The sequence below is a fragment of the Synechococcus sp. WC101 genome (assembly GCF_047461555.1).
Lineage (GTDB): Bacteria > Cyanobacteriota > Cyanobacteriia > Thermostichales > Thermostichaceae > Thermostichus.
On sequence record NZ_JANSHG010000113.1, the window covers coordinates 1 to 8,481 of the forward strand.

Consider the following 8,481-nt stretch of genomic DNA (forward strand, 5'->3'; position numbering starts at 1 on the left):
TCCTTCCCTGAAGGAAGCCGTGGATGGGGCGATCGCAGTCCTGACCGAAAACGGAACTTTGCAACGCATCTTGGAGAAGTGGCAACTATGGGATCCAACTCTGATGTCCCCCGCCTCACCCGAGGGCTAGCCCGCTACGAGACTGACCACTTTGCCATCCTGGGTGTGCCCCTCACCGCCGACCCCAAGAGGATTCGGCGCGGCTACCTGCAGGCGGCCAAGGCTCTGCACCCGGATCGCTTTGTCAGGGATCCGGAAGGGGCAGAGCGGGCCAACGTCCTCTTCGCCAAGCTGGTCAGCCCGGCCAACGAGGTGCTGGCCAAGGAGCGAGAGCGGTCAGAATATGAGACTGTGCTCAAGCTGCGCGTTCAAAGCCTGCTGGAGTCGCCACCCCCCGATCTGTGGCCCACTGGAGAAGCTGTCAAAGACCTGGCCGAGCGCGCCGATTGGCAGGAAGAATATGTCCGGCGGGTGGAGAAGCTGGCCAAAGAGCAATACAGCTCTATGGCCACCCTGCTGGAGAAAACCGAGCAGTTGAGCGAGCTCAACCTAGCCTACCTGCTGCTCAAGGCCGGCTACAAAGGGATCCCCGCCCCTGCTGCCAAAACCACCACCCCGACGGGGATCCCAACCCCTTCCCCCAGCCGCACCACCTTGGGCGGGATCCCGGCTGCTCCACCCACCGCTCCCCCTGTCCAGCCCGCCCCTCCTTCGCCCCCAACCCCGCAACTTAGCCCCGCTGAGACCCGCTTCCTGCAGGCGCTGGACATGATCGAGCGCAAGCAGTACCGGGTTGCCATCCAGTATTTAAACTTCGCCATCAGCGCCCAGCCCAACGTGGCCCGTTACTATCTGCACCGAGGTATCGCCCACCTCAAGCAGGGCAACGCTGGCATGGCCAAGGCCGACTTCCTGCAGGCGAGCCGCCTCGAGCCGGCCAACGCCGAGTTGATGGCCGAGGTGCGCCGCTGGCTGCAGCAGGTCACCACCCAACAGCCGGTTCCCGTTCCCTCGGCCAGCCGTCAGACCTCCCAGGCCCAGAAAATCGTGCCACCGCCGCGCAAAGAGGATAGCGGCGGCTTCTGGAGCCGCCTCTTCGGCAAGAAAAAGTAGGCCAAACTCCCCTCAGGAAGCGCCCCCCAACACCAGCAGCGTGACCAGGGATCCCGTGTTCCAGAGGCTGTGGAGCAGGATGGGGGCTAGCAAGTTGCGGCTGTGGCTGTACACCACCCCCAGCACTACCCCCAGCATGGTCAAGGGCAGCAAATCGGCAAGGTTGAGGTGAGCAATGGCAAAGGTGAAGGCGCTTAGAGCAATGGCAGCCCCCATCGGTAGGTAACGGCTCAGCGTCGGCAGCCAAAAACCCCGAAACAGCACCTCCTCAAAAACGGGGGCACAGACAGAGACCACAGCTAGAAATAGCAACCGCGTCCCCCAGCCGTGGCTCTCCAAAAGCAGCGGCAAAATGGGGTTGCCGCCCCCCGCCTGCGGCAGCAGTAGCTGCGACAGCGCCGCTGCCAGCACCACCAAAGGCAGGGCCGCCCAGTAGCCGCCCAGGCCCCAGAGGATCCAAGGGCCCCACAGCCGCACCTGCAGCACCTTCTGCCAACCGGGATAGAGCCGAAGAAGCCGGTACAACAGCGCCGCCCCCAGCAGAGCGCCCGCATTGTAGGTGAGAAACAGGGCCACCGCCTGATGCCAAGGGCTGAGCTGCTGCGTCCCCAGGCCGAGCCCGACCGTGTAAAGGCGAGGCACCAGCGCATTGAGGAGAATGAAACCCAAAAACCAACCGGTCAGGACCGCCTGCGCCCCGATCCCTGGCCAAGGCACCTCCCAGGGAGGACCCACGAGAGAACGTTGGCGCCAGAAGCTCCAGCCCAGCCAGCCCAACAGGAGGATCAGCCCCAGCAGCGCCCCCAGCAGGGGGATCCCGCCCACCACCGCCAGCCGGAACAAAGCTGCCAGAGCTAATTTTTCCTGCTGCTGGTTAAGGGCATTGAGGCTGTCGCCGCGCTGTTGTAGCTGGTAGAGCTGCTGCAGGGCCACCGCCTCAAACCAACCGTCCAGGTGGTTGCGGATTTGCACCTCGGCCTCTGGCAAGATGCGCCGTGGCGTTCCCCACAGCCCTTGTAAAACCTGTGCCACCCTCTTCTGGCCGGATTCCAGCTCCAAGGGACGTTCTGGATCGACTACCTCTTGCCACTGCTGCTGGGCTGCCTCCAGATCCTCCTGGTAGACGTAGAGCAGACCCAGGCGCAGCCGCAGGGCGTCCAGCTCCGCCTGCAGATCCTGGACAGAAGCCAGGAGGACGGGATCCACTTCTTCTGGGGTTGAGGCCGGCCCCACCGCATCTGATACCCTGGCCAATTCGGGTTTGCCCCCTGCCGAGGAAGTCGCCCTTTCCAGCCGTGCCATCCGTTTGAGGCGCTGCAGGCGTTCGGCGTAGTTGTCGGCCACCTGCTGGTAGCGATTGTGGGCCAGCTCGAAAACGTTCTGCCCCAGCAGAGCCCGCGCCAGGTCCTGATAGCGGGGATCGTCGAGGGTGCGGGCAGCCTGCAGGGCGAGATTGGTTTGCAACAGATCCAACTGCGTTTGCGGCGGCGGCTGAAACCAACTGCTGGAAAGCGAAAGCCCGACAATCAAAAGGGCCAATAGGCTCAGCAGGTTGAGGATCCCTCGGCGAACAGAAAGCCAAGCGGAAAAGGGATCGACAGAGGCCGTGGCTTCAGAGGGAGACATGGCAGCAACCGAGGCAACTCCAGCGGGTTATATCCTAGCTTCTATTGGCTTCAGCCGGATAAAGGGGTCAGCGTCGCTCTAGCCAATAACGGTAGATGGGCAGACCCAACTGCAGGCACTGCCACTCCCGCTCGGTGGGAATGCCGAAGGGGTTGTCATCGATGGGCCCCTGGTAGGGATTCCAAAACTGCGGATGCTCTAGGAAACGATCGACCATCTCCTCGGCCACTTCCCGCACGTCCGACTGCAGGAAGACGGGGCTGCCCGGTTGCAGCAGCAGGGCCAGATCCGCCACCAGTCGCGGTTGGACGATCCGCCGCTTGTGATGGCGCTTTTTAAACCAGGGATCCGGAAATTGGATGGTGACCCGGCTGAGATCTCCCGGCGCAAACAGATGCCGCAGGGAGACGTTGATGTTGGCAAACAGAAAATGGACGTTATCCAGCCCCAGCTCGTCCCGCCAAGCATTGGCCCGCTCCACCAGCGGCTGTCGAATCTCTACCCCCAAAAAGTTCCAGTCGGGCTGCTCCTGGGCCATGCGCAGCAAAAAGCGTCCGCTCCCTGAGCCGATATCCAAATGCAAGGGCTGCCCCAGTCGCCGATACACCCGTTCCCAGTGGGGTGGGGAAGCAGGCTGTTGGTACTGAGCCTGCAGGGGGTTGACGTGTTGCCGCAGTCGCTGGCCGAGACCCTTCTGCAGCGGGATCCCTGTCCAGGGGGGAACAGAGGAGCCTTTCTCAAGTTGGGCCTGCTGTGCTCGCTGCACGTCCGCTTCCACAGACCACCTCCTGCCGTCAGCCACAGCCGTAGCGAACCCAACGGTGGATCCAAAACAAACGGGATCCGGCAGCCCAGCTCTACCACCGGATGCTGTCGATGACTTGCCGCAAGATGTGGGCAGAGCGGTGCAGTTGCTGCCGCTCGCTCTCGGTGAGGGACATGGCCAGCGTGCGCTCCACCCCTTGCCGACCGACCACTCTCGGCAAACTAAGGCAGACCTCCGGCAGGTCATATTCTCCCTGGGTGAGGCTGCTCACGGTTAAAACGCGCCGCTGATCCCGTACCAGGGCCTGGACAATTTGTGCCACCCCCAGACCAATGGCATAGCTGGTGGCCCCTTTGCGGCGGATGATCTCATAGGCGGCATTGCGCACCTGCTCGAAGATATCGCCCAAATGGGCGGGATCCCATTCCGGCGAGAGCTGGCCAATCGGCGTGCCGGCGATGTTCACCTTGCTCCAGACGGCCACCTCGCTATCCCCATGTTCGCCGATGATGTAGGCGTGCAGGCTGCGCGGATCCACCCCCAGCCTCTGGGCCAACAGATAGCGAAAGCGAGCCGTATCCAAAACCGTTCCCGACCCCAGCACCTGCCCCGCCGGCAGCCCCGCTAACTTCAGGGAAACATAGGTCATGACGTCAACGGGGTTGCTCACCACCAGGAAAATGGCGCTGGGGCAATGCTCCAGCAGGGCCGGGATCAAGCTTTTGAAGATCTCGACGTTGCGGTGAACCAAATCCAAACGGGTTTCTCCAGGCCGCTGCTTGGCCCCCGCCGTCACAATCACCACGTCTGACCCGGCACAATCGGCCAGCTCCCCTGCCCAGATCCGCGTCGGCTCCACAAAAGGGATCCCATGCACCAGATCCATCACTTCCCCTTCCAGCTTGGCGCGGTCGATGTCGTGGATCACCAGCTCATCGAGGGTGTTCTGGATAAGCATCGCGTAGGCACAGGCCATGCCCACCTGCCCGGCGCCGATGATGGATCCCTTCAAAAGGCGGCGAGCAGTCAGCCCACCGGCTTGCTGCTCAAAGCGTGGCTTGGGTTGGTGCTCAGAAACGGTCATGGCTTCAGCCGCTGCACTTCCCTTCCCAGCTTAAGCCTGGCCAGGCGGAGAGAAAAAGAGCAGAGGGGCTATCGCTCCCCAGAGCAAGAAAGGCTGGAAGGGAAGAGAACTTCCGCCTTCCCGGTCGCCTCGGATCCCCGCGGGGTGAAGTGACTTTGAATGCAGCTCAGTAAGGGTTTTAATGGTTTTTTAAGAATTCTTGGGTAGACCTCAACTCCGTTGCTGGGTTAGCCGCTGCCAAAGCTCCAGAGGAATGCGCTCATGAGGACGTGGAAGAGACCGAATCTGAACCAGCTCTTCCGGCAAGTAGTGCAAAGCCACCCGCGCCGTTGCGTCTAAGAGACTGCGCCGCCGCTGGAGATGTTGCTCCGCTTCTCCCAAAAACACATCCAGCCAGCCATCTCGCTCTTGGCAGCGAATCCGCAAAGCAGAGAGAGAAGGTAGGGACTCTTGGCGATAGAGCCGGAAGCCCTGCTCAGGACTCCACCCCAGCCACCACTGGGGCGCCAATTGCCCCAACTGCCGACACCACACGCCCGCCTGAACCTGTTGCCATGTCATGCTCACCACTCCGCAACCTGCGAAGACCTAGCTGCAAATTTTTCCAACTACTTTAGCTAGGTACTCTACCAGACTCACTCGGTTTGATGCAAGTCTTTATCAAAGAGGAACCGATGTGCCATGGGGATATATTGCAACTTAATCTCAATAGTGCTATACTGTCACACGGTTGAGTGGTGGAGTCATATCCATCAGTCTTCCTCTCTTGTCTTGGACGCAGCAGGGATCCCGCGCCGGCGGAACTGGCCATCCTGCGCTTGGCAGGGATCCCTTTTTCTCCACAAAGTTAATGAGACTAAATATCAATTAATGGGAGAGGGGGAGGTTTTCCGCCAACATCGTGTTGAAGTAGGAGGTAGCAGTCGAGGGTGATCGCGCTTGCGTCGGCGGGCCAGCAAGCGAAAGCGGCGTGAAGCGCTGGGGAAGTATCTTGAGCTATTTGGAATGGCTACCAATCCTCTAGAAAGTAAGGAGATAAACGGATGTTTTCGGAACAAGCTAGCTGTTCCGTCTTTGTTTTGTTCTCTAAAAAATGATGTTGGAAGAAGATTAAAATCTGGAGAAAGGAATTGAACCAGATGCGAGTTATCGATTAGAATCTAGATGGCGTTAACGCTAACCGCGACGAAGAGATCGGAGAGGGGAAATCTAACATCCTCTCTCCTTTTTCTGTGGAATTCCTTCCAACTCTATCTCCCGTCTCCCAAGAAGTAGGGATCCCTTAAGCCAAACTAAAGGGTTGCGCCTCGGTCTTGCAGCCATTGGGCAGCTAGCCTGTGCTGACGTTTCTGGGCATAGGCGAGGGGAGTGTGTCCATCGTGATTGCGGGGGTTTAATTCGGCCCCATTTTCCAACAGCAGCTCTAGGATCTGGATATGCCCTTCCCAGGCAGCCCAGTGCATGGGTGTCGCCCCGAAGCGGTTGCGCGCGTTGACATCGGCCCCGTACAAAATGAGAAAGCGAGCGATGCCCAAGTGTCCTTGTGTGGCCGCCTCGTGCAGAGGAGTTCGCCCCGTCTCATCAACGGCATCCACCGGTGCCCCCTTGGAGAGCAAGCGGGCGAGAACGCTTTTCCTACCCGTAGCTGTAGCCCAGTGGAGAACGCCACAGGTTTTTGCCCCTTTTTGGATCAGCAGACCAATAACTTCTGCCTGATCGGTTAGGGCAGCCCGATGGAGAGGAGTGTATCCATAGCGATCTAGCAGATCGATATCGCTGCCTGCCTTGAGAAGCCGCTCCACCACTTCCACCTGGCCGCTGGCAGCAGCCAAATGGAGCGGCGTAGCCCCTGTGGAATCCATCGAGTCGACGGAAGCGCCATAAGCCAAAAGCAAGTCCAACAGCTCCAGATTGCCGATGAGTACTGCTTTGTGAAGCGGGGTGAACCCCTGCGAATCGGGAGCATTCACATCTCCCCCTTGCTGCAAGTAAGCCAGCAATCCTTGCGGGTCTTCATTGGCAAGGGCGCGGTGCAGTGCTTCGCTCATAGTCACTCAGAAATAGGACTTAGAGACAGCTAAAAGTACTTTGAGAACAGTTAGGAGTAGAGTTAGGCAAAGTCTGGAATTTACAACTTGGGCAAAGTCTAGCACTGGATCCCTGCCTCTGAGGTAGCTGTGCGAAGAGATGCCTCTTAGCGCTCAGTCAGAATGGTCAATGCAGCACCATGCCTCAACATGAGAATGATTCTCTACTAGATTGGATCTAAATTGCATGAGCGCCGAGGGGATCCCTTGGTTCAGCCCAGGTTGGCATGGCATGATCGGCGTAGCTCCGAGCCAGAGCTGACTCTTCGCCCAGGTTCAGCAGCCCCTCACCCTCTCTTCTGCTGCCGCTCATGGACTACTATGCAATCCTGAACCTCTCTCCCCAAGCGAACAGCGAAGATATCAAGCGAGCCTTTCGCCGGTTGGCGCGGCAGTTTCACCCCGATGTGGCAGGAGAGGGATCCCGAGAACGATTTGAGCAGATCTACCAGGCCTACCAAGTGCTGAGCAACCCTGAAGAGCGGCGGCGCTACGACGCCCAACGACACTCTCCACCCAGTTCTGTGAGGGGGGAAAGGCGCGTGGTTGTACGCACCACTGGGTCAGGCTCCATCTCAGCAGAACCACCGGCTCGGGAATCCCTTGAGGCAGGGATTGCCCGCGTCAAGGCGGCTTGGCGCGAGCGTAAGTTGCCCACGGCAGTGGCTCTGGCGGAGGCGCTGCTGAAGCGGTTTCCCAACTCCAAGGAAGCCATCCACATCTTGGCTTTGGCCTATCAGCGCTTCGGCAATCATTTAATTAATCTGCGAGGGTCGCTACCAGCAGGCAGAGGCTTACTTGAGAAAAGCTTTGGCCACAGAGCCACACAACCGCGAGTTGGCCTTTGAAATCTGGCGAGACTTGGCCCGTCTGGGCATCCGGGAGGGATCCGGCTAGCTGCCTGGCGTTGCCAGTCTCAACTGCTGGGCCGCCCACTGCCGCAGCTGTTGGCGGCTGACTTTGCCCTGGGCGTTGCGCGGGATCCCGGCACACCATAGCCATTGCTTAGGGTGCTTGAAGGGGCTCAGTTGTTGGCTCAGGTGTTGCTTTAGGTGCCTCTCCAGCTCTACGGGGAGGGCAGGGATCCCAGCCTTGGGCACGGCCACCGCCACCACCTGCTGGCCCCACTCGCCGTCGGGCAGGCCGAGCACGCACACATCCTCCACCCAGCCGCTGGCCCGGATCTCCCCTTCTACCTCGGCCGCCATCACCTTTTCCCCGCCGGTCAGGATCAGGTCGTCGGCGCGGCCCAGCCAGTAGAGATAGCCGTCTGAGTCCAGATAGCCCCAATCTCCAGGGGTGAAGCCCCGCTGTTGCCACTTGCCCAGGCCATCAGCCTCCCTCGCCAAAGGGTAGTAGCCCAGCGCCAGGGATTCCGCCCACACGTGGATGTGGCCCGCCGTCTGGGCGGGCAAGGGATCCCCTGCTTCGCCGCGGATCTCCAGGGTGGCGTGGGGCAGGGGCCGCCCCAGGCTATCGCTCCCCTGCAAAAAGGCTTCCGGCAGGAGCGTACACACCTGGGAGGCGCTTTCGGTCATGCCATAGGTGAGGGCCAAGGGCAGGTGCAGTTGCCGGGCCTGTTGCCGCAAACTGGGCCAGGTGGGGCCGCCGCCAACCAGAATGGCTCGAAACTGGCGCAGGCTCTCCAAGACTCCCGGCTGGGCGTTGAGCAACAGCCGCTGCAACTGGGTGGGCACCAGCGACAGAAAGCTGCCCGGCAAAGGCGGATCCCAGGCCTCGGCCTGCTGCTGTCGTTTCCAATCCCAGACAATCCACTGGCCGCCGCTCAGCCAGGAACGAACAGC

Annotated in this window: 8 protein-coding genes and 1 pseudogene; 3 read left to right on the plus strand and 6 right to left on the minus strand. The window is 60.4% G+C overall.

Going from position 1 to position 8,481, the window contains the following annotated elements; all coding sequences use genetic code 11:
- The first annotated feature begins 87 nt into the window (after window positions 1-87).
- Window positions 88-1,113, plus strand: coding sequence for a DnaJ domain-containing protein (locus NW809_RS08715; RefSeq protein ID WP_414401948.1), 1,026 nt, complete (start codon window positions 88-90; stop codon window positions 1,111-1,113).
- Between the two features lie 12 nt (window positions 1,114-1,125).
- On the opposite strand, the gene NW809_RS08720 is transcribed toward NW809_RS08715, so the two are convergent.
- From NW809_RS08720 to NW809_RS08740, 5 genes are all read right to left on the minus strand, one after another.
- Window positions 1,126-2,739, minus strand: coding sequence for a type II CAAX prenyl endopeptidase Rce1 family protein (locus tag NW809_RS08720; protein WP_414401949.1), 1,614 nt, complete (start codon window positions 2,737-2,739; stop codon window positions 1,126-1,128).
- A gap of 67 nt (window positions 2,740-2,806) precedes the next feature.
- The gene (gene trmB, locus NW809_RS08725; RefSeq protein WP_414401952.1) at window positions 2,807-3,439 is read right to left on the minus strand and encodes a tRNA (guanosine(46)-N7)-methyltransferase TrmB; all 633 of its coding nucleotides are present in this window, start codon (window positions 3,437-3,439) and stop codon (window positions 2,807-2,809) included.
- Window positions 3,440-3,596: 157 nt separating this feature from the next.
- Complete coding sequence (locus NW809_RS08730; RefSeq protein WP_414401953.1) at window positions 3,597-4,517, minus strand: L-lactate dehydrogenase; 921 nt, start codon at window positions 4,515-4,517, stop codon at window positions 3,597-3,599.
- A 282-nt stretch (window positions 4,518-4,799) separates the two neighbouring features.
- Window positions 4,800-5,150, minus strand: a complete 351-nt coding sequence (locus tag NW809_RS08735) for a hypothetical protein (RefSeq protein ID WP_011431451.1) — start codon at window positions 5,148-5,150, stop codon at window positions 4,800-4,802.
- 731 nt (window positions 5,151-5,881) lie between these two features.
- Complete coding sequence (locus NW809_RS08740) at window positions 5,882-6,637, minus strand: ankyrin repeat domain-containing protein (RefSeq protein WP_099812733.1); 756 nt, start codon at window positions 6,635-6,637, stop codon at window positions 5,882-5,884.
- Window positions 6,638-6,987: 350 nt separating this feature from the next.
- Between NW809_RS08740 and NW809_RS08745 the strand changes: the two are divergent.
- Window positions 6,988-7,113, plus strand: a pseudogene (locus tag NW809_RS08745) (DnaJ domain-containing protein); the annotation flags it as partial.
- A gap of 361 nt (window positions 7,114-7,474) precedes the next feature.
- On the plus strand, window positions 7,475-7,573 hold the full coding sequence (locus NW809_RS08750) for a hypothetical protein (RefSeq protein WP_414401950.1): 99 nt from the start codon (window positions 7,475-7,477) through the stop codon (window positions 7,571-7,573).
- On the opposite strand, the gene NW809_RS08755 is transcribed toward NW809_RS08750, so the two are convergent.
- The coding region (locus tag NW809_RS08755; protein WP_414401951.1) for an AMP-binding protein at window positions 7,570-8,481 on the minus strand (912 nt) is incomplete at its 5' end. The two genes, NW809_RS08750 and NW809_RS08755, sit on opposite strands and share 4 nt — an antisense overlap.

Bases quoted from the DNA above. Each gene is read 5' to 3' on its own strand.
- NW809_RS08740 (WP_099812733.1), bottom strand. From the start codon at position 6,637: ATGAGCGAAGCACTGCACCGCGCCCTTGCCAATGAAGACCCGCAAGGA.
- NW809_RS08715 (WP_414401948.1), top strand. From the start codon at position 88: ATGGGATCCAACTCTGATGTCCCCCGCCTCACCCGAGGGCTAGCCCGC.
- NW809_RS08735 (WP_011431451.1), bottom strand. From the start codon at position 5,150: ATGACATGGCAACAGGTTCAGGCGGGCGTGTGGTGTCGGCAGTTGGGG.
- NW809_RS08720 (WP_414401949.1), bottom strand. From the start codon at position 2,739: ATGTCTCCCTCTGAAGCCACGGCCTCTGTCGATCCCTTTTCCGCTTGG.